The organism is Boseongicola sp. (genome assembly GCA_014075275.1).
Classification (GTDB): Bacteria; Pseudomonadota; Alphaproteobacteria; order Rhodobacterales; family Rhodobacteraceae.
This window is the reverse complement of record CP046179.1, coordinates 1,371,986-1,392,268: the sequence shown is the minus strand read 5'-3', so window position 1 is coordinate 1,392,268 and position 20,283 is coordinate 1,371,986. Positions and strand designations below refer to the sequence as shown.

Genomic DNA, 20,283 nt, shown 5'->3' with positions numbered 1-20,283 from the left:
TGGCGGGTTTCGGCCAAATAAGCACTGGTCATGTCAAATCAGTTCCGCTAAAGACCCGCCCATGACGAAGATGGCCCTGATATCGCTCCGACGCCGACGCTGATTTTAAGCGATCCCGTCCGCGTGCCTGCACGTCCTTTCCTCCTTTACAATTGTTGACAGCCGCCTGTGCCACTGGCACCTCTCTGGCTTCTGAATAAGGTCTATGCCGATGATACCGTCGATTCTGCCCACCTATAACCGTGCCCCCATGACCTTCGTCAAAGGCGAAGGCGCCTGGCTGATGGAAGAAGATGGCACCCGATACCTCGACCTTGGGTCCGGAATTGCGGTGGCATCCCTTGGACATGCAAATCCCACATTGGTGCAGGCTCTGACCGAGCAGGCCAGCAAACTCTGGCACACCTCGAACCTCTATGGCATCGACGGTCAACAGGAACTGGCCGACCGTCTGGTAAACGCCACTTTCGCCGACACGGTGTTTTTCACAAACTCAGGAACCGAAGCCTGCGAACTGGCCGTGAAGATGGCGCGCAAATACTGGTTCGACAAAGGCGAAGACCGCTCGGAAATCATCGCCTTCACCGGGTCGTTCCATGGCAGGTCTGCTGCCGGTATCGCTGCCGCCGGATCCGAGAAGATGACTAAAGGCTTTGGCCCGCTGCTTCCAGGCTTCAAGCATATAGACTTCAGCGATCACGAGGCACTGACCGCCGCCATCAGCGATAAAACGGCCGCAATCATCATTGAACCCGTCCAGGGCGAAGGCGGCATTATTCCAGTTCCCGATCAATGCCTTAAAGGTCTGCGCGACGCCTGCGACGAAGTCTTTGCACTTCTGATCTTTGACGAAGTCCAATGCGGGATGGGCCGCACCGGCAAGCTCTTCGCCCACGAATGGGCGGGCATCACACCAGACATCATGATGGTCGCTAAAGGCATCGGCGGCGGCTTCCCACTTGGTGCATTGCTGGCCACCGAAAAGGCCGCCGAATGCATGACAGCAGGAACCCACGGATCGACCTACGGCGGCAACCCGCTGGCCATGGCCATCGGCAATGCTGTGATGAAAGTGATCGACGACGAGGCTTTCCTTGCCGAGGTGAACCGCAAAGCCAGCAAATTTCGCCAAGGTCTCGAAGGTCTGGTCGCCGCGCACCCCGATATCTTTGAAAGCGTGCGCGGCACCGGCCTGATGCTGGGTCTTAAGTGTAAAGCCGTAAACGCGGATGTCCTTAATGCCGGCTATGACCAAAATCTGCTCACGGTCCCGGCTGCCGACAATGCCCTGCGACTGCTTCCGGCCCTCACCATCACCGACGATGAACTTACAGAAGCCGTCGCCCGACTGGATCGCGCTGCCACCGCACTGGAATCCGCCGCCAATAGCTGATCTTCTTTTTGACCGAAATACTCCGGGGGTCCGGGGGCTGGCCCCCGGCACTGCCAAGGAAAGCAAAACAACATGACGCATTTTCTCGACATCCACAAAACCGATCCAAATGAATTGCGCGCCATCATCGACAGTGCCGCCCGGATGAAATCCGCCCGGGCCGGGCGCCCCAAAGGCGCGCTGGATGATGATCGCCCGCTGGACGGTCGCATGGTCGCACTCATCTTTGAAAAACCTTCGACCCGAACCCGAGTGTCGTTTGATGTCGGCGTGCGGCAGATGGGCGGGCAAACGCTGGTTCTCTCAGGCAAGGAAATGCAGCTAGGCCACGGCGAAACCATCGCCGACACCGCCCGCGTGCTCAGCCGCTATGTCGATTTGATCATGATCCGGACGTTCGAAGAAGAAGCCCTGCTCGAGCTTGCCGAACACGCCACCGTGCCGGTGATCAACGGGCTGACCAATCGCACCCACCCCTGCCAGATCATGGCCGATATCCAGACGTTCGAAGAACACCGCGGACCGATCAAGGGCAAGAACGTAGTCTGGTCAGGTGACGGCAACAACGTGTGCGCGTCATTTCTGCACGCAGCCGGACAGTTCGGCTTCAACCTGACGTTCACCGGCCCGCCGACGCTGGACCCGGAAAAAGAATTCGTCGACCTTGCCCGCACAAAAGGCGTTGCCGTCACCATTGAACGCGACCCGGCAAAAGCTGTTCAGGATGCGGATCTGGTCGTCACCGATACCTGGGTATCCATGCACGACAGCCAGACCACGAAAGAGCGGCGTCACAACCAGCTGCGCGGCTATCAGGTGAATGACGCGCTGATGGCGCATGCCAAAGACGACAGCCTGTTCATGCATTGCCTGCCAGCCCACCGAGAAGAAGAGGCCACCAGCGCCGTCATGGACGGCCCGCACTCGGTCATCTTCGATGAAGCTGAAAACCGGCTGCATGCGCAAAAGGCCATCATGCGTTGGTGCCTCGGGGTGTGAGGGGCACGAAAATCCTGAACGATTTTCGATCCGAAGTCCGTCGCGGACTTCGCCGGCACATCAATGCAACCTAGCGTGCACCAGATAGGCTTCGATTGTCTCTTCACCCAAGGCCCTCAGGGCTTCCAGACGATGATAGCCCTCGATCAAAACAAAACGCTCGCCGTCTGCGCGCACCCTAATCGGCACCTGTTGACCGTTCTCCAGAATGTCATGGGCAAGTGCCTCAACTTTGTCCGGTTCAAGCGTTTTAGCACGCTTTACCGGCACGTGAATTGCGTCGATTGGAATGGCTTTTTTCTGCAACATGGGCAGAGCCTAGCACAGCTGTGCGGCTACCGCACCGCCTGACTGCGCCGGTGTCGAAACCTTGCATCGGCTTCCGGGCTGCCATCGTGAAAACTGCCGAACCACTTGTCCAGCGGCACTGCCGACTCCCCAAAATTTACCGTGTGATAGCGATGATGCAGATAATGCATCAGCTTTTCTTTCCGTACTGAAATCCTGCTCCCGAAGACCAGTTCATCAAAGCCAGAGTGACTGACGCCGGGTCCCAACGCTGTAGCAATACCGTTGAACATCATGTGCAGAGGATGCGAAGGCACCACCAGATGGATCAGCATGCAACTGAAATAAAGGACCTGTTCAACCGGATGCATTGCCATCCCCGACCAGGGTCCGACATTGACGTTCTTATGATGCAGATAATGCACCGTGCGATAGAGCGGCGGCCAATGGATCAACCGATGGATCCAATAGAAATGAAAGTTTCGCCAGAACGGCATCAGCAACATCCAGACGACGAACCAAACCGGGTTGTCACTGTATGGCAGAACCCCATTTGCATAGCCCCACCATAGCCCAATCTCGAACGTCGACCAAACGACAACACCAATTAAGCTCCAGAAAACATTATCATAAACCTGATCATTGAATAGAAAGCGCCGGTCATTCTTCGCCATCCAATGGCCGCTGTACTTTGTCTTTCGCCCCTGGCCACGCAGGCGATACAGCCAAATGTGTAAGGCGCCGGTGAACAGAAAAACCAGAGCCAGATTGCGTGCGAAAATCTCGAATGCCCATCCCGGTGCCAGCCGCTCCATCCGCGCCAGTTCGGGCGTGAAATAGAAAAACGCAATCAGCGTCAAACCCAGATACACCCCATACCACGGCACCAGAAATCCCGGCACTCCGAAGAACCATTTGACAATCGTCGACGGCTTCACCGGCCAGTCCAATAGCGGCATGAATCGCACCGGTTCAGCTGGTCGCCATTCGCCACGTCGGTCGCGGACTTGACCGTGTTCATCTGTCGTGTCGTCGGTTTGGCTCATCCCGTGGCATCTCCCTGAGGGGTGCCTCATACAGCCAAATCCAGCGACAAGAGGCAAGGCGCAGCTATTTGCGCCCGGTCTTGTCGCCGGGTCTGGTCGATCCTGCTTCAAATGACTATATTAACAGCGAAAATTCTGACAGCAGCGAGGACCGTCATGGCAGGGCCGGACGAAGAGAAATTTGAAGGCCGCATGCACGGCGAACAGGTCGAACCCGATTCCGGCGAGAATATTTTCATGCGGCTGATCTATATGATCCTGATCGCCATCATGATTTCAATTGCGCAGACTGTCCTGGGCGCAATTACTGTGGTTCAGTTCATCGTCATGTTGATCAACAACAAACAGCCGAACGAACGGATCGCTGAATTTGGCACTGACCTTGGGATATGGATCGCCAAGGCTGCCCGGTTCCAGACCGCAGCTAGCGAAGTCAAACCCTGGCCGTGGTCGGATCTGGATTGATAGCTTTGATCCCAAAGCTGACCAAAGCCTTACTGGCTTTTGCCGTTCTGGTCTTGCCGACCCAAATCCTGGCCGAACCAAGCGCGGATCTGATATTCTTTACCGAAGACGGGACAGAAACAGGCGCACCTCTGGTTCCGGGATTTCCCCTAAATTCGATTTGGTCAGGCATGGGCCAATCCAGCGACGGAACCACCTTCATTGCCGTCTCCAACCACGACGAAGTCAATGGAAACGTCGCCATATTCGCACTTGACCCAGGCGCGGATCGAATGCGGTTTGTCAACGACCTGAAATCGGTCTCGACTGCCGCTGGAAATTGGCACGATGGTGAGACTCAGTTCAAAGTCCACACCTTCCTGCAGCAGCATGCTGATGGCCTGATCTACTTCGCCACCATGACATCCAACGACCCCAAAGTTGACCGCGGGGCGCATGTCTACACGCTTGATCCCCAGACCGAAGTCATTACCGATCTCAGCGCTCAGGCAAGATATACGGTCGCGCGCGACGGCAAAATCCTGAATGGAACGGGCGTTGCTCTCGAGAAACTCGGGATCAAGGGGATGGGCCTCAACCCAAAAGTGCCGGGCCTCGTCTATTTCATGGCCTACGACAATGGGGCGCTTGTACAGTATAATCTGACGACCCAAACCTTTGCCGTTGTCGGACTGTCAGCACGTATATCTTACGTTTTCCACGTCGATGACGAAGGAGATGTGTATTATCTCGGCGGCGCACCTGGTCAAACCCAGTCGCTTTTGCGCTTCTCGCCCGCAACCGGGGAAACGACTCCGCTGGTCACTGGCTTCGATCCCAAAGACGAGATCGGAATGATCGCGCCAACAGCCAACCCTGATATTGTGCTTGTTCTGATGGCCCGTTCCAAAGAGGTTTTTCCGCTGCATACCAAAAACGAAAAACGTCTGCGCGGCGGCACCTCTTGCGGCAAGAATTGGTGGCACCTCTATAACATGACAGTCTCGCCCGACGGAAAACACGTCTACTTCGTGTCCAACAACAACAAACACAGCATGATCTGGCGTGCACCCGTAGGGGGCGGCAACTGTCAGCAGGTTCTGGACGTCAACATCCTGCTTGGCTCACGTGATCTGGGCTTTGGCGGGCAGAACATCTGGGACGGTAACAGCTTCCTGACGCCTGTCTGGACGCACAATGGCGACAATGACTTGGCGATACTCAGGGTGACCATAGAATAGGGCGCGCCGTTCGGCGCGATCGCCCTACGTCAAGTGAAAGGAAGATAAGGTGAGCACCGAACAGGCTCTCAAGATCATTCGCGAAAAATTATGCAATCCGACGCCTCAGATCGGGTTCATTCTGGGCTCTGGTCTGGGCCATCTCGCGGAACTGGTTGATGGCGCCGCCATTGATTACAGCGATCTGCCGGGGTTCCCGCATGCAGGCGTGTCAGGCCACAACCCCAAACTGGTGATTGGCAGGCTGGAAGGGGTCGATGTCGCGATCCTTGGCGGTCGCGAGCACTATTACGAAAACGGTCGCGCCGACGCGATGCGCATACCGCTCGAGGTGCTGTGCGAACTCGGGGTCAGCACCCTTTTCGCAACCAATGCCTGCGGGTCTTTCCGCCCGGATATCCCCCCCGGCAACCTGATGCTGATCAACGACCATATCAACTATTCCGGAAAAAGCCCCCTTATCGGAGAACCTACAGACAGGCGCTTCGTCAACCTGACCGATGCCTACGACGCAGATATCCGAAGCCAGTTATTGGCCATCGCCAAAACGGCTGACATCCCGCTGATCGAAGGCGTCTATTCCTGGTATTCCGGCCCCAATTTCGAAACCCCTGCCGAAATCAGGATGCTGAAAATCCTGGGCGCAGATGCGGTTGGCATGTCGACGGTTCCCGAAGTCATTCTGGGCCGGTTTCTGGGCATGAAATGCGCAGCGGTTTCCGTGGTTACAAACATGGCCGCCGGACTCGGCAACGAGCACATCAGCCATGAACACACCAAATCCAGTGCGCCTGTAGGTGCTGCGAAATTAGAGGTCATTATCCGGGCGTTTCTGGCAAAGATGTCGGGTTAGGTTGACCATCCATGAATTGAGTTGTTTCGATCATTCGTCCCAACTGAGCTTCGCTCACCGACTGGTCAGCGAGTTTATTTCATCGTGAGACGTGGGCGTGCGCAGATGGCCGTGCCGGGAACACACAATCTCGCCGTCGGTGGGCAGAGCAACACAATTCCCATGAATTTATTGGCCAAGAACACGGCGAATGTCCGCTTTGAGCCGATTTTGTTGAAAAACTCTTTCTTGATCGAAGTTGCAATCGTTGATTCAATCTCTGTATTGAACGGGAGATTTGGCGATGATGGGACCGAGGCAAGAAGCAGAGGCGGCCCTGTTTTATGAGTTCTCGCTGGATGACCATGTTCCACAAGACCATCTGCTGCGGTCAATAGATCGGCATCTCGATCTGAGCAGTATCCGGGGATATCTGGCTGATTTCTACAGTCACACGGGCCGACCATCGGTTGATCCCGAACTGATGATCCGCATGCTTTTGGTCGGCTACTGTTTCGGCATCCGATCAGAGCGACGGCTTTGTGAAGAGGTGCATCTGAACCTGGCATACCGCTGGTTTTGCCGCCTTGATCTGACGGACCGTATCCCGGATCACTCGACCTTTTCCAAGAACCGTCATGGTCGGTTCCGAGAAAGCGATCTGCTGCGCCACGTGTTCGAGATGACGGTCGAGCGCGGCATGGAAGAGGGTCTGGTTGGTGGCCAGGGCTTCGCAGTCGACGCCAGTTTAATCAGCGCCGATGTTCAGAAGCAGAACTCGAGCAATCCCGAGGACTGAGCGGCCCGCGAGATTGATCCGAATGATGCACCCCGCGCAGTGCGAGAGTATCTCGACACGCTGGACGACGAAGCTTTCGGTGCGGCAACCACGGCAAAGCCCAAGTTCACCGCACATGCTGATCCAGCCAGCCAATGGACTGCGGCGCGCAAAGGCCCTGCGTTCTTTGCTTATTCTGACAACTACCTGATCGACACGGACCACGGGATTATTGTCGATGTGGACGCCAGCCGGTCGAACAAGACCGCCGAGGTTGGTGCGATGCGAAAGATGCTCGACCGCACCGAAGACCGGTTTGGCGTGAAGCCTGATTGGATTGCTGCGGATACGGCATATGGATCGTCCGACAATCTGGTCTGGCTTGCCCTAAAGCGCCAAATCCTTCCCTTCATCCCAGTCTTCGACAAAGGTGAACGGACCGACGGAACGTTCTCGCGATCCGACTTCACATGGGATGATGAGAACGACGGCTACATCTGTCCGGGCGGCAAGGAAATGCGGCACACCTGGTGAACCTATTCCGACCCCGCCCGGAATGCACCGAGCTGGAAGGCTCGCAAGTATCGGGCGCTGAAGTCTGATTGCACAGGCTGCGAGCTGAAGGAAAAGTGCTGTCCCAACTCCGAGGCCCGCGCGGTCCATCGCGAGAAATACGAGATCGTCAGAGACTTCGCCCGGCAATGCACGGCCTCAGAGTTCAATCCCAAGGCTCAGGCGCGAAGGAAGAAAGTTGAGATGCTCTTCGCCCACCTCAAACGCATTCTCGGCCTTGGACGACTCCGATTACGCGGCCCATGCGGCGTTCAAGACGAGTTCACCCTCGCAGCAACCGCCCAAAACCTCCGGAAGCTGGCCAAGCTCAGGCCGCTAACGCCAGCCGCAGGGTGAAAGACGGCACCGCATCAAATCGCCCAACAAAGTAAGGGACACATTTGACATCAAAGCATGAAACCGAACGGCTTTTTCAACAAAATCAGCCCAAAGTGACATATTTCCGCAATGTAGCGAAGGTCAGCTATGAACAACTTGAATGACGTCCGATCCCGCAGCGATGGCTGCCGACACACTTTCAGCAGAATCTTCAAAGACCAAGGTTTTGGCCGGAGGAACCCCTAATCTTTGTGTCGCATAAGCAAAGATGTTGGGCGCGGGTTTTGCCGGAAGACCATGTGAGATTGAGGCGATTGTGGCGAAGTAATCTAACAAATTCACAGCCTGTAGTGAGGCAGTTGTGACTTCGATTTCAGCGTTGGTTCCGACTGCTAGTGGATAGGTGCCTGCCAAGGTGCGAACAAGACTAACTGTTTCGGCGATGGGCGATACTGCAGTCGTCCCTCGGATAAACACGTCAATGCTCCGTCTCGATGCCAAAGCGACGTCAAACGCGCCGGTACAGCTTGATGCGAAGTTAGCCAGTAGAGATTGACGATCAAGGCCTGTCCGCTGGGCATACCAATCGCGATCCAAATCATACCCTTGCTCGCGTACCGCTGCCCTAAAGGACTGGAAATGCGCCTCACTGCTATCGACCAGCGTGCCATCGCAGTCGAAAATCGCCGCACCGTATTCGCCTGCGATGATTTCGAAATACCAGTCTTGAGATGCGAGATGTCGCTTTGTGCCAGCCGAAAACAAGATGCTATCCATAGCGATGATCTGCCCCGGTCTATGCTGCTACGAGACGCGCAAGACCCGTGTCAAATTGAATTGCCACAGTATCGCCTTGGACAAAGGGCTTGTCCGTGACGCCACTGATCACAAAAAGCGACCCGATCGCGCTTTCTACCGTGTATTGGATTTCTTTACCCAAGTAGGCCGCATAGCTGACCTCGCCCTTAATCCCCGGCTGGTCGGGCGTTGCAAGGTGCAGGTTATGCGGGCGAAGCACCATTTTGGCATGACCTTTTTGCAACCCACCGTCGCGGACTACGTATTCTAGATCATCTAAAACCACTATGGCTTCGCCGTTCGTCACACTGACGATATCGCAGTCTGCAAGATTGGCGTCCCCGATGAAATCCGCGATGAATGCCGATTTTGGGGCCTCGTAAAGATCGCTGGGCGATCCCTTTTGCGCAATCTCTGCGTTTTTCATCACGATGATGCGGTCCGAGACGGCCATCGCCTCTTCTTGGTCGTGGGTCACGTAAACCGCCGTAAGGCCAAGGCGCTGTTGGATCTGGCGAATTTCCTCGCGCACATGTCGGCGCAGTTTCGCATCTAGGTTTGATAGCGGCTCATCTAACAGCAGTACTTCGGGTTCCAGCACGATAGCCCGTGCCACCGCGACGCGCTGTTGCTGGCCCCCTGACAGCTCACTCGGCAATCGATCTCCAAAGCTCGCGAGACCGACCAGTTCCAACCCATGATCTGCTTTTTCGGCGGCTTCCGCTTTGGGCATGGATTTGACCGTAAGGCCGTATGCAACATTCTGACGGACGGTCATATGTGGGAATAAGGCGTAGGATTGGAACACCATCGACACTTTGCGGTAGGTTGCTGTCAGGTGTGTGACGTCGATCCCGCCGATGTGGATTTTGCCGGCGCTGGCCATCTCAAGGCCCGCGATCAGACGCAGTGTTGTGGTCTTGCCGCATCCCGATGGACCAAGCAGAGTTACCAGCTTGCCGGGATCAATTGTCAGATCAAGGCATTTGAGGGCGGTGACGTCGCCGAATTTCTTGACGACGCTCTCAAAGCGGACGGAGCCAGGGGTGGATTGTGTCATAAGTTTCTCCGGGGTTTGGCCTGGTTTCAAGCCGCTGTTTGGACGCGTTCGGTGCGGCGCAGACGGCGCGAACCAACAAGAAGTTGAAGCAGTAGGATCACCGCCAGCATGGTGACAATCAGGACTGCGGAATAAGCAATCGCGAGACCAAATTCACCGTTCTCGACCCGTCCTACGATGAAGGATGTCGCCATGTTGTGCTTGGCGCTGACCAAGAAGATTACAGCGCTGACTGACGTGATCGCGCGCACAAAACTGTAGGTGAGTGCGGCAAGAATAGCAGGCCCCATCAAAGGCAGGATCACGCGCCGCACGGTTGTAAAGCTGTTTGCGCCCAGCGTGATCGAGGCTTCATCAAGGCTTTTGTCCAATTGCGACATGGCCGCAATACCGCCGCGCACGCCAACGGGCATATTGCGGAATACAAACACGATAATCAGGATGATGCCTGTGCCTGTCAGCTCAATTGGCGGGAAGTTAAACGCCATGATGTAGCTGACGCCAATAACTGTGCCGGGAATGGCAAAACTTAGCATGGTCGAGAACTCAAACACATCTTTGCCGGCAAATTTTTGACGTACCAGAAGATAGGCTGTCGATAGTCCAACAAGAGCCGTCAAAGGGGCCGCGATCGACGAGATTGTCAGCGTCGTGAAATAGCTGTCCCACGCCACTCCGGACAAGCGCCCGGTTGTGAAGTCGATCCCAAACGCACGGATGTAATGATCGAAGGTAAAGCTATGATCGTAGCCCCACAGTTTCACAAAGCTGCCAAATACAATCATCGAGTAGACAATGGCCGTGAGGGCCGCCCACGGCAAAGCGGTGGCATAGCAAAGACGTTTCACCATTGGGCTAAGCGAGGCATTCTGGCCAGAATCTGCCTTACCCGTAATCGTCGCATAGGATTTTTGCCCCAACCACATGCGTTGCAACAAGAACGCAGACAGTGTCAGCGTGAGCAAAGCAATCGCAAGGACTGCCGCCTTGGCGGGATCAGCCACAGAGCCGACGATGGCAAAGAAGATGTCAGTCGACAGCACCGAATAGCCGCTGCCCAAGACAAGAGGATTTCCAAAGTCGGCAAGGCTTTCAATGAACCCAAGCAAGAACGCATTTGCCAGACCAGGGCGCATCAGCGGCAGCGACACATAGCGGAATGTTTGCCAGCGGTCTGCATCAAGCGTCTGGGACGCTTCCTCCATTGACGGGCTGACGCCTTGCACGACGCCGATCAAAACCAGGAATGCAATCGGCGTGAAGGACAAAAGCTGCGCAATGTAGACGCCCCAAAATCCATAAAGCCAGCGTGTTTTCTCGATACCGAACAGGTCGGCTGCAAAAGCCGTGACCGAGCCGTTCCTCCCGAACAGAAGGATCAGAGCTAGGCCAATGACGAAGGGCGGCGTGATGATGGGAATGACCGTGAGGACGCGAAGCAACGTCTTGGCGCGAAAATCCGTGCGCGTGAAGATCAGTGCGAAAAACAGGCCAAGCAACGTCGTGCCAAGGCCCGTAAGGGTCGCAAGAAACACCGAATTCATTGCAACACCGCACGAGCGATCAGAGATAAAGCACTGCAACCCCCAGATATCACTGCTGAAAAAGCGCGGGAAAAAACTGGTCAGGCTGTAACCCCCATCCACTTCAAACGCGCGGACCAGAATGTGCATGACAGGGAAGAACACAAAGACCCCGACAAGCGCGATGATCAGACCGATCATGCTGACCACAAAGGCGTCGCCGCGTCCTTTGCCGGTTTGCGACATGGAGACCGTCAGCGCGAACAAAAGGCTCGCGATGCAAACTACCGCGCCAACCCCCATTCCGGGTTGGCCTGTGGTGATGGTTTCACCGGTCAGAAGGCCCTCGAACAGACGCGGACCTGCGCGCACAATAGTGAGACCCTGTAGGGCCGTCCAAAGGAGACCAAACGCAGCCAGCCCTACCGTCGTTTTGGCGCGTTGTACCGGACTTTTGATCGCGAAAACGACGGCAATAGCGGCAATAAACACCATCACGATCGGTGCCAGCCACCAATTGCCCGACATCACAAGCCAAAGCCCGCTTAAAGACGCCCCACTTGTCATCCAGTCATAGGAGAAAAAGCCAGCGTCCGTCATATGCCAAGGCAGCACAGCAAAGCCGACGAGCCCGATGACGAGCCAGAACAAAACCGTTCGTTTCATATCCAAATCCAGTGAAGTGAGAGAGAGGGTGCCCCTTAACTTGGGGCACCCAATGGCCGACGTTACGTATGATTAGTACGCCGACCGAGAGGCTTATTGCTGCGGGTTGGGATCACCCACATCAGAATCCCAGCGTGCCAGCAACCGCGCCCGTGTCTCGCTCGATCCATACGTCGCGAAGTCGTAATCGATCAGTTTGATCGACGCGAGATCAGGCGATTCTGGTGCAACTTCTGCATTGGAGTTTGATGGGACTTGGAACGATCCAGTTTCTGGAGCGCGCGACTGAATGTCTGCGCGAAGCGCAAATTCCACCCATGCCTTGGCACCGTCAAAGTTGCGCGCACCCTCGATGACGCTGACCGCGCCAACCTCATAGCCTGTGCCTTCACAGGGCGCGACAGCAACGAGTGGGAAGCCCTGAGCAGCGAGATTGACCATGTCATGCATAAATCCAATTGAGACCCCTGTTTCACCGCGCGCTGCTGCTTTGGAAGGGGCTGACCCTGACTTGGTATACGAATTCACGTTCTTGCCGATCGCGGCAAGCTTTGTGTATGCCTCGTCTTCGCCAAACAACTGCACAAATGTCGCAAGCTCTGTATAGGCCGTGCCGGAACTGTTTGGGTTCGCGACCTGAATTTCACCCGCAAATCGTGGGTCTTCTAGATCGGCCCAACACGCTGGCGGTGCGATGTCTTTTTCAGCCAAAATCTCGGAATTGTAAGCCATGGCCAAAGCACCGGCATAAATACCAATTGCCTTTCCTTGCGAAATTGTCGCCATGTTCTGCGCCCAACCAAGCAACTCTGACGTATCGACACCCGACGCTTGAGTCAGCCCCTCTTCGGCGGCAATCAAGTGTGGATCGCCCGTGCCACCCCACCAAACGTCAATCTTTGGATTGCCCGCTTCGGCGCGGATCTGCGCCAATGTCTCGCCTGTGGACTTGCGCACCATCAGGACGTCGGTGTCGGGGTTTTCTGCCTCAAAAGCGGCGACCATCAAGTCACACCAGTCTTGTTCCGCGCTACAGACAACGCTAATTTCGTCCGCTGATGCGGCCGTTGCACCTGCAATCATCAAGACGGCTGATGAGACCAAACCAAATTTTCTCATGTCTTCCTCCCAGAAGTGTTTCTTGCCGTCACGGATGTGTCTCCGTTCGGCTTGGACAGCTTATGAGGCAATCGCAACAACGCAGACCTAGCGTGCATTAACAATGCTACAGGGCCGCGGGTTTCTGGTTAACAGAATTACAGAACGCCGCAGTTTTGTAATATTTGAAACCAATAAATCTGAGACGGACGAATAGATTGCCAGTAGGTTTAAAATCAGACCGAAAGAAAGCAGGCGAATGCATCGTGCGAAAATTGGGATAGTGGACGACGAAGCCGGGATGCGCGACGCGCTCGTCGCTTTGCTGACCGAAAACCAATTTGATCCGATCCCCATGGAAAGCAGCGCGGATTTTTTGGTGCTCCGCGAGACTGTCGACTTTGATCTGGTCTTGATCGATTTGCAGCTCAAAGGCGAAAGCGGTCTCGCCTTGGCGATGGATATTCGACACAAGGGCGATCTGCCCATCGTGATGCTCACTGGCCGAGGCGATGAGACTGACAAGATTGTTGGACTGGAGGTCGGCGCGGATGACTATTTGCTGAAACCCTTCAATCCGCGCGAATTGATTGCGCGCATTCGTGCTGTGCTGCGCAGGTATGGAAAAGGGGTTGGTGCTTCGATGGCGCCAGAAAGAGACGACAAGAACATCGCCCTAGGCAATCTGGCCGTTGATCGCACCAACAAGATTGTCACTGCGCAGGATGGTAGCGAAGTGCCTTTGACCAATGCCGAATATCGGTTGCTTGATTTCTTTCTTGACCGGCCCAACAAAATCATTCCGCGTGTTGATCTGCTTGCTGAAATTGGCAGCGATCTAAACCGCTATATGGACCGCACGATTGACGTTTTGATTCTGCGGCTGCGTCGCAAGATCGAAGAAAACCCCTCCAAACCGGTTCACCTTCAGACGCGCCGAGGTCAGGGTTATATCTTTGTCACTGAGCATTCGGGGCAAAATCAATGAGTTTTTTCAGACTGCGGACCGTGCGCGGCAGGCTGTGGGCGGCGCTTGCGCTTTTGTCGGTCGCGGTGCTGTCCGCAAGTGCTGTGACGTGGGTTGCATTGCAGCGGGTTGATGCGCGCTTGCAGGATTTGCACCAGGAAACGCTTAGTCAGGTGGCCCAAGCGATCGATCTGTCAAAGCGATCCTCTGATCTTGCGACGTCCGCCCCGTATCTCTTGAACCAACGTTCAAATTTCCTGATCGAACAAGAGGGCGCGAAACTTCTGACCGTCCTGGATCGTGTCCGCACCGACTGGCCAGAGACCCGTTTTGACAACGCTCCAGAGCCTCAACAGCCGGTTTCGGATATTCTGGATAGTATGACGGCAGGCGTGTCCGACCTTGTGGCCGCGTCACGCAATCTTGACGCGCTACAGGCACAATTGCGCGAGCAGACAGCAGTCCTTGGCGTTCTGCGGAACATCGCAACAACGGCAACCGCATCGCCGGCAGGCGATGATGCTACACGCCTGATCTGGTGGTCGCTTCAAAGCATGAACGCGGATGCATTGAATGCAGCCTACGCTGGAAACCTGATCGGCGTTGGTGAAGAACAACGTCATTATCTGCGACAGCGTGAGACGCTCGATGGGGTCATACTTAACGCGCGTCACGAAGTCTTTCTTCAGCGTCTCGAAGGCACGGTCTGGGGTGTGACGGGCATTTTCGAACTGAGACGCTTTGAGCTTTCGAGCAACCTAGCCGCTCAAAATGCGCTGTTCCGCATTCGCCACGATGCGAACCGCATTAACGAACTTGCAGGCGAATACGCAGATCAGGCCGAAGCCTTTCTGGCAGGTGAGCGGGCCGCCTCGTCACGTACAATCTGGGGCGCACGCATGTCCGTTGCCGTCATTAGCGCGGTCAGTCTTGCCCTGGCCATGACCGCGGCCATCTATGTATCGCAATATGTCACGTTCAACATCACGCGGGTCTCGGCCGCGATGGTTCGGCTTGCAAAAGGAGATCGCGCCAGCGCTTTACCGCGCCGTCTTGATGGTAAGGACGAGATCGGAGATCTCTTTCGGTCCTTTCGCAGTTTTCGGGCAAACGCCTTGCGATTGGATCGATCTAACCGGCAATTGGATCAGCGCAACGCGCTTTTTGAAAAAGTATTCACGAATATCTCGGACGGCATCGCCATTGCGGATGCGGGAGGGCGTGTGACAGCGCGCAACCCTGCGTTCCTCAAAATCCTGCGGCTGCCAGATGAATCACCCGAGGCCGTTTCGCTCGTCGACTGGCTGCACCAAGGGCGTTTTGCCACAGCTGCACAGGAGGTTGGCCTTAAGCACGATCATCGCGGCCATTGTGAATTGGTATCGTCAGATGGGCAGGTGTTGGACATTCGTGCCAGCAAGTTGCCCGACGATGGTCGTGTCTGGCTTTTGGCCGACGTGACAGAACGGCGTAAGATGTCTGATCGGCTGCAACAAATCGACCGTATCGAAACGCTTGGCAAAGTCGCAGGCGACACCGCCCATGATTTCGCCAACATCCTGTCAACCATCCGAACCCAAGCGCACCTGGCTGAAACCCGCGGCCACGACGCAAGCGAGAGCCTTGATGCCATTGGAAATGCCGTTGATTTTGGAGCGTCTCTCACGGATCGCCTTTTGGCATTTGCTCGCAAACAAAGCCTTACGCCTGAGGTTGTAGATCTTAATGCCTTGGTAGAAGGAATGGCTGATCTGGTCGAGATTAGTCTCAAGCCAAATGTACAATTGGACATCGCGTTACATACGACGCCACTGCATGTACGCGTTGATCCGGGCCAACTGGAATCGGCGCTGTTGAACCTGCTGCTAAACGCCAACAACGCCGTCGCAGATGTTGGGAAGATCAAGGTCACCCTCGATCAAAATAGGACCGACCAAGCCCGCATTTTTATCGAAGATGACGGACATGGCATGCCCGTAGAGGTTCTTGATCGCGCGATTGAGCCCTTCTTCACAACACGAGAAGGCGAAGGCGGAACCGGCCTTGGCCTCTCCATTGTCTACGGCTTCATTCGGCAAACTGGCGGGCAGCTACATATCGAAAGCGAAGCCGGACATGGGACGCAAATTGAAGTGCTATTGCCACTTGCGACGGTTGATCAGACGGAAGAACAGCTTCCTTCTGCAAATGCATGCTTGCTTGTAGAGGACGATCCAAAAACGCGCGCGTCTGTCAGGACGCTTCTTGTTGAATTTGGATATGATGTGACAACAAGCGACACGGGCCCCGAGGCGATGAGCCTGCTTCAACAAAACCGATTTGATCTGCTGATTAGCGACCTTGATCTTGGCGGGGCTGTTGATGGTCTTGATTTTGTCAAAACAGCTTGGCATGGGCCGCACGAAGTGAAGACGATTATCATGTCGGGCAATTCGTCCGCGCAAAAGGTCGTGCCTGATCATACAGCGTTCATGGAAAAGCCAGTTACAGGCGACAAGCTTGCAGAAGTTCTTTGACGGAAAGTGAATGCCTGAACTTGCCAAATAGCAGACTTTGGTCCAACCGCAGAGTGTCTGAAGTCAGCGCCTATGGGTCCAATTAGGTTAATTTGATAAGAGAGTTTTGTTGGCTCATCGTAACCACTGAGGAGTGGGACATGAGACAGACAACTGGAACTCGCAGGAGCCCCGGCGAGAAGATCGTCAAAGAGATCAAGCGCGCGACGCGCAAACAGTATTCGTCAGAAGAGAAGATCCGGATCGTGCTGGATGGCTTGCGTGGCGAAGACAGCATTGCTGAGTTGTGCCGTCGTGAGGGAATATCTCAAGGTATCTACTACAAATGGTCCAAGGACTTCATGGAAGCTGGCAAACGGCGGCTTGCTGGAGATACGGCGCGTGCGGCTACGACCGACGAAGTCAAGGACCTGCGCCGCGAAGCCCGAGACCTGAAGGAGGTCGTTGCCGAGCAAACACTGGAACTGCGTCTTCTCAAAAAAAGCATGACCGGCGGTGGGGGCGACCAAGAATGAGGTATGCTGCATCTGAGAAGTTGGAGATCATCCGGCTTGTTGAGGGGTCGCATTTGTCTGCTCGTCGAACATTGGCAAAGCTGGGCATCCCCCGCACCACATTTTACCGTTGGTATGATCGGTATCGGCAGCGCGGCGACGCTGGCCTTGTGGATCAAGCGCCTAAGCCCAGACATGTCTGGAACCGCATCCCCGACGAAGTCCGGCGCAAGGTCGTCAAGCTGGCGCTGCAGGAGACGGAGCTGTCGCCGCGCGAACTGGCAGTGACGTTCACGGATCGGGAGCGCTACTTCGTCTCGGAATCTTCAGTCTATCGGGCCCTGAAGGCCCACGATCTGATCACCAGCCCGGCCTTTATCGTGCTCAAGGCGGCAAACGAGTTCAAAGACAAGACCACTGCGATCAACCAGCTTTGGCAAACCGACTTCACCTATCTCAAAGTGCTTGGCTGGGGCTGGTTCTATCTCAGCACAATCCTGGACGACTACAGCCGCTACATCATCTCGTGGAAACTCTGCACGAACATGCGGGCAGAGGACGTGACGGACACCCTGGATTTGGCGCTACAAGCATCAGGGTGCGATCAGGTTCACGTCATCCACAAACCCCGCCTCCTCAGCGACAACGGGTCCAGTTACGTCTCTGGCGATCTGGCTGAATGGCTGCAGGACAAAGGCATGAAGCATTCTCGGGGCGCACCATATCATCCCCAGACACAGGGCAAGATCGAGAGGTGGCATCAAACCCTGAAGAACCGCATCCTATTGGAGAACTACTTCCTTCCGGGAGACCTCGAAACCCAGATCGAAGCCTTCGTCGATCACTACAATCACAAGCGCTACCACGAGAGCCTGAACAACGTCACACCCGCCGACGTCTACTTCGGGCGTGACAAAGCCATTCTAAGACAACGGGAAAGGATCAAACGAAAGACGCTCGAAGCGCGGCGCTTGCATCACAGACAGCGCGCCGCATAATAACATCAACCAGACGAGCCAAACTCTTTACTTGTTTAAGCAACTCTTGGTTCCCAAAACCCTGACGACGGACAGACTTTCTAGCCCTCTATGCAAAGAAGTCCAATAATCTGCATTTAACTAATCAGTTCCGGGTTGCTTTCAACTTCGCAATACCTCCAAAATAATTCCAGAGTAGGATCGGAATCGTACAGATGATTATGGTTGGCCATAACAAGCCCCCAATCTCAACTATTTGCGAAGATCATTCACGATGGCGAACGGCAGGATAATTGCTGCCAAGACACCTGGGAAAAACATACGGTTGTCGGAAACCTCTTTGAACTGAAAAATCAGAGCGAGCAAAGTCATGATCCATACAACGAATGCTATGACTAGGTACGACTTAACCTTGATCTTCGAAATTATTTTTCCAACTGATCTTCTCCAAAAAGATCTTCATCCCATTTTTACCCCACTAACAGTTCCGTCACTCACTCGTCCGGAAACGCTCGTTCGACGCACGGTGTCAATGGCTGTGTCCGAGCACCCTATCTAGCCTCTAAGTTCTGGGCCATTTCTGGTCGGAGTATTAGGTGCCGGTGGCCGGATATTAAGCGCGCAGCGTCAGTCAATTTGGGCGCTAAGTGGATCTTTATCTGACAATAGATATCTCATGCCCTACCGGCCAAGCATTCGTAGAACCAGCCTACGGACGATCCGGCAACCCCACACCCATTCAACGCTCCGCCGAACCACCAAACCCGCAACATACCCCCGCATAAATCGCCGGTACCCGGCTTCAGTCACCGCCAGATGCTCCGCGGTCAATTCATGCAGTTCCGGCAGCTTGTAAAACGGCACCTGCGGATAGGCGTGATGCTCGGCGTGATAGGGCATATTCCATGCCAGAAACCACGCCGCACCAATATTCGACGCAGGGACAAGTGTATAACGCCAACCGTCCATTCGGTTACCGACCTTTGGATTAAGAGTCAGCCGATACGTCACGTATTCCTCAAGCGCTTCGCGCAGCGTCGGCAGTTCCTCCGTTTCTGGCTCTGGCTTTGGTGGCTGTTCGATCTCATGCGCCTTTGTCAGCGCTGCATCCCAAGCCATCGGAAGCGTGAAGTTGGGGGCGTGACGGCCTAGTTTGTGTTGTTCTGTAGTCTCTGTATTTGGGTTCCATTTCACGACGTAGAACGTCTTCGCCGTCTTCGATATGCAAAGGCGCAGACCGGGGTACCGGTTGTGCCCCGTCTTCGGTGCTCCGTCTGTGAACCAAGTCTGACGGTCACCGAGCTTTGCGCGAGCAATCTCAGAGTTAGTAATGTTCATCTTTGGCATCGTCGTCGCTCCAGCATGCAAGAATTATGCAAGGTCACATTACGGCGAACACCATATGGACACCAACCGGATATTTAGGTAAGTATCTGTTTTCATTGATAATTATGGATCTTCGTATGATCCTGATCTAACTAAAACATTGTTCGTATTGATGGGGTCGGAGGTTCGAGTCCTTTCAGCGGCACCACTTTCCAATAGATATTTGACCAGTCAGAACCGCCGCGGAACCAGTCCGCTTTGGAACCAACTTATAAAACTTAGCATTGAATAGACTGGAAGCCCGGTGGCAGTACGTATGTCGGCGGCGTAGGGAATCATGTTTGTGCATTCCAGCACGATCGCACCGACCTCGGGGTTATTGCGCACCAGTTTCAACGCTGCGTCGACGTTATCTTGGCGAGCTAGTTCGATATCTAGTTCGGCCTCGTCATTCAGGATCACACGGGTGAATTCGTCGCCGCCTTCGGTTGATGTGATGGGGGTAGATGAGGGTACGTTTGCGGCTTTCAAATGATCTGAAGTCAATGTGCTTCCCGAGATGGTGAGGATACCGACTTGGCGATTTTCGGGTAGCATTGCGTTGACGAGGGGAATTTGCATCAGCGATGACGTGGCGACAGGGACATCGACGCTTTCGGCGATTTCGGCCTGAAACAGAGACAGAAATCCGCAGTTTGTGGTGATACCATCGACGCCGTCTTTGACCAGTTCGCTTGCGGCATCGAGAAAGGGTTGTAGCAAGCCTTTGGCGGAATGCCGAACGACCTTGTCCGGAGATGCGCCGCGCACAACTTTGTAGTGAACAGGGAAATCCCAGGTTGTTGCATTGCCCATGTCGCCGGGAATGCGGGGGAACTGTGCTTCCAGCATGAGAATCCCAACGGACGCACCATAGATCGATTTTCCACCCGTGACTTTCAATTCG

Annotated in this window: 16 protein-coding genes and 1 pseudogene; 9 read left to right on the top strand and 8 right to left on the bottom strand. The window is 54.9% G+C overall.

Features of this window, described 5'->3' with window-relative positions; all coding sequences use genetic code 11:
• The first annotated feature begins 211 nt into the window (after nt 1-211).
• Nucleotides 212-1,393, top strand: a complete 1,182-nt coding sequence (locus GKR98_07010) for an acetylornithine/succinylornithine family transaminase (GenBank protein QMU57968.1) — start codon at nt 212-214, stop codon at nt 1,391-1,393.
• Between the two features lie 72 nt (nt 1,394-1,465).
• Nucleotides 1,466-2,392 carry an ornithine carbamoyltransferase gene (gene argF / locus GKR98_07005; GenBank protein QMU57967.1) on the top strand — a complete coding sequence of 309 codons (927 nt, stop codon included), beginning with the start codon at nt 1,466-1,468 and terminating at the stop codon, nt 2,390-2,392.
• A gap of 60 nt (nt 2,393-2,452) precedes the next feature.
• Here the strand turns inward: argF and GKR98_07000 are convergent, their stop codons facing one another.
• A complete protein-coding gene (locus GKR98_07000) occupies nt 2,453-2,701 on the bottom strand; it encodes a chromosome partitioning protein ParB (GenBank protein ID QMU57966.1) in 249 nt (82 codons plus the stop codon).
• Between the two features lie 26 nt (nt 2,702-2,727).
• The gene (locus GKR98_06995) at nt 2,728-3,726 is read right to left on the bottom strand and encodes a sterol desaturase family protein (protein QMU57965.1); all 999 of its coding nucleotides are present in this window, start codon (nt 3,724-3,726) and stop codon (nt 2,728-2,730) included.
• A gap of 156 nt (nt 3,727-3,882) precedes the next feature.
• Here GKR98_06995 and GKR98_06990 point away from each other — a divergent pair, with 156 nt between their 5' ends.
• The 4 genes and pseudogenes from GKR98_06990 (at nt 3,883) to GKR98_06975 (ending at nt 7,930) form a co-directional block, all read left to right on the top strand.
• A complete protein-coding gene (locus GKR98_06990) occupies nt 3,883-4,191 on the top strand; it encodes a DUF4389 domain-containing protein (GenBank protein QMU60002.1) in 309 nt (102 codons plus the stop codon).
• On the top strand, nt 4,188-5,411 hold the full coding sequence (locus GKR98_06985; GenBank protein ID QMU57964.1) for a hypothetical protein: 1,224 nt from the start codon (nt 4,188-4,190) through the stop codon (nt 5,409-5,411). The genes GKR98_06990 and GKR98_06985 overlap by 4 nt, the downstream gene beginning before the upstream one ends.
• A gap of 49 nt (nt 5,412-5,460) precedes the next feature.
• Nucleotides 5,461-6,264, top strand: a complete 804-nt coding sequence (locus GKR98_06980) for a purine-nucleoside phosphorylase (GenBank protein QMU57963.1) — start codon at nt 5,461-5,463, stop codon at nt 6,262-6,264.
• Between the two features lie 283 nt (nt 6,265-6,547).
• Nucleotides 6,548-7,930: pseudogene (locus GKR98_06975) on the top strand (IS1182 family transposase).
• Between the two features lie 123 nt (nt 7,931-8,053).
• On the opposite strand, the gene GKR98_06970 reads toward GKR98_06975, so the two are convergent.
• The 4 genes from GKR98_06970 to GKR98_06955 form a co-directional block, all read right to left on the bottom strand.
• Nucleotides 8,054-8,689, bottom strand: a complete 636-nt coding sequence (locus GKR98_06970) for an HAD-IA family hydrolase (protein QMU57962.1) — start codon at nt 8,687-8,689, stop codon at nt 8,054-8,056.
• A 19-nt stretch (nt 8,690-8,708) separates the two neighbouring features.
• The gene (locus tag GKR98_06965; GenBank protein QMU57961.1) at nt 8,709-9,770 is read right to left on the bottom strand and encodes an ATP-binding cassette domain-containing protein; all 1,062 of its coding nucleotides are present in this window, start codon (nt 9,768-9,770) and stop codon (nt 8,709-8,711) included.
• Nucleotides 9,771-9,796: 26 nt separating this feature from the next.
• A complete protein-coding gene (locus tag GKR98_06960; protein QMU57960.1) occupies nt 9,797-11,959 on the bottom strand; it encodes an ABC transporter permease subunit in 2,163 nt (720 codons plus the stop codon).
• 93 nt (nt 11,960-12,052) lie between these two features.
• Complete coding sequence (locus tag GKR98_06955) at nt 12,053-13,078, bottom strand: extracellular solute-binding protein (GenBank protein ID QMU57959.1); 1,026 nt, start codon at nt 13,076-13,078, stop codon at nt 12,053-12,055.
• A 238-nt stretch (nt 13,079-13,316) separates the two neighbouring features.
• Here GKR98_06955 and GKR98_06950 point away from each other — a divergent pair, with 238 nt between their 5' ends.
• The 3 genes from GKR98_06950 (at nt 13,317) to GKR98_06940 (ending at nt 18,032) form a co-directional block, all read left to right on the top strand.
• On the top strand, nt 13,317-14,045 hold the full coding sequence (locus GKR98_06950; GenBank protein ID QMU57958.1) for a response regulator: 729 nt from the start codon (nt 13,317-13,319) through the stop codon (nt 14,043-14,045).
• A gap of 236 nt (nt 14,046-14,281) precedes the next feature.
• Nucleotides 14,282-16,540 (top strand): response regulator, encoded by a 2,259-nt coding sequence (locus GKR98_06945; GenBank protein ID QMU60001.1) that lies wholly within the window; start codon nt 14,282-14,284, stop codon nt 16,538-16,540.
• A gap of 140 nt (nt 16,541-16,680) precedes the next feature.
• Nucleotides 16,681-18,032, top strand: a protein-coding gene (locus GKR98_06940; protein QMU57957.1) for an IS3 family transposase whose coding sequence is annotated in 2 segments (ribosomal slippage) — nt 16,681-17,016 and nt 17,019-18,032 — 1,350 coding nt in all. Because the reading frame shifts where the segments join, the coding sequence is not laid out codon by codon here.
• Nucleotides 18,033-18,692: 660 nt separating this feature from the next.
• Here GKR98_06940 and GKR98_06935 read toward each other — a convergent pair.
• On the bottom strand, nt 18,693-19,358 hold the full coding sequence (locus GKR98_06935) for a hypothetical protein (protein QMU57956.1): 666 nt from the start codon (nt 19,356-19,358) through the stop codon (nt 18,693-18,695).
• Between the two features lie 210 nt (nt 19,359-19,568).
• The gene (locus GKR98_06930; GenBank protein ID QMU57955.1) at nt 19,569-20,279 is read right to left on the bottom strand and encodes an aspartate/glutamate racemase family protein; all 711 of its coding nucleotides are present in this window, start codon (nt 20,277-20,279) and stop codon (nt 19,569-19,571) included.
• Between the last annotated feature and the right edge of the window lie 4 nt (nt 20,280-20,283).

Coding starts and splice junctions, on each gene's coding strand:
- GKR98_06965 (QMU57961.1), bottom strand. CDS start 9,770: ATGACACAATCCACCCCTGGCTCCGTCCGCTTTGAGAGCGTCGTCAAG.
- argF (QMU57967.1), top strand. CDS start 1,466: ATGACGCATTTTCTCGACATCCACAAAACCGATCCAAATGAATTGCGC.
- GKR98_06955 (QMU57959.1), bottom strand. CDS start 13,078: ATGAGAAAATTTGGTTTGGTCTCATCAGCCGTCTTGATGATTGCAGGT.
- GKR98_06935 (QMU57956.1), bottom strand. CDS start 19,358: ATGCCAAAGATGAACATTACTAACTCTGAGATTGCTCGCGCAAAGCTC.
- GKR98_06995 (QMU57965.1), bottom strand. CDS start 3,726: ATGAGCCAAACCGACGACACGACAGATGAACACGGTCAAGTCCGCGAC.
- GKR98_06990 (QMU60002.1), top strand. CDS start 3,883: ATGGCAGGGCCGGACGAAGAGAAATTTGAAGGCCGCATGCACGGCGAA.
- GKR98_07010 (QMU57968.1), top strand. CDS start 212: ATGATACCGTCGATTCTGCCCACCTATAACCGTGCCCCCATGACCTTC.
- GKR98_06960 (QMU57960.1), bottom strand. CDS start 11,959: ATGAAACGAACGGTTTTGTTCTGGCTCGTCATCGGGCTCGTCGGCTTT.
- GKR98_07000 (QMU57966.1), bottom strand. CDS start 2,701: ATGTTGCAGAAAAAAGCCATTCCAATCGACGCAATTCACGTGCCGGTA.
- GKR98_06950 (QMU57958.1), top strand. CDS start 13,317: ATGCATCGTGCGAAAATTGGGATAGTGGACGACGAAGCCGGGATGCGC.
- GKR98_06970 (QMU57962.1), bottom strand. CDS start 8,689: ATGGATAGCATCTTGTTTTCGGCTGGCACAAAGCGACATCTCGCATCT.